Origin of the sequence: Thermococcus sp. GR5, from assembly GCF_012027535.1 — an archaeon.
Taxonomy (GTDB): Archaea; Methanobacteriota_B; Thermococci; order Thermococcales; family Thermococcaceae; genus Thermococcus; species Thermococcus onnurineus.
Genome location: NZ_SNUN01000028.1, coordinates 1 through 409, shown reverse-complemented (window position 1 = coordinate 409; position 409 = coordinate 1). Strand labels below are relative to the sequence as shown.

The following is a 409-nucleotide window of genomic DNA, read 5'->3' as shown; positions in this document are numbered from 1 at the left end:
GATAATCTCGACTGTATTGGCCAAAAAGTTATCGTTGATTATGTTTATCAAAACGCTTCTTCCTACGTCTAATCTACAAATACATTCGGAGGTATATATATTTTATTTAATAAAAAGAACATATTATATCTTGTTTACCATTTTAACGTTCCTATCGACACTGTTGATACTTAACAGGAGTTGCACAAAAAATGCTAATGATTCTTGTGACATAGGATATACTTTTGGCTTTATTGCTGGGATTAGTGTTGCATCAATAGTCTCATTATTTAGTAATGGATCGATTCCACTATTTAGAATAGTGGAACTTCTTGTAATTCCGTTTTCAACATTGCTTGTATATCCCTTAAATAAATTTACATACAAAACGTCAAAGGTGATATCATTCAATTATATGTACACTTTTGTA

The 409-nt window shown here is 30.1% G+C and carries 1 protein-coding gene; it reads left to right on the top strand.

Annotated features, from left to right (window positions below; translation table 11 throughout):
- Window positions 1-163: 163 nt before the first annotated feature.
- Window positions 164-409, top strand: a 246-nt coding sequence (locus tag E3E33_RS10905; RefSeq protein WP_206203920.1) for a hypothetical protein, incomplete at its 3' end; no start/stop codon positions are given.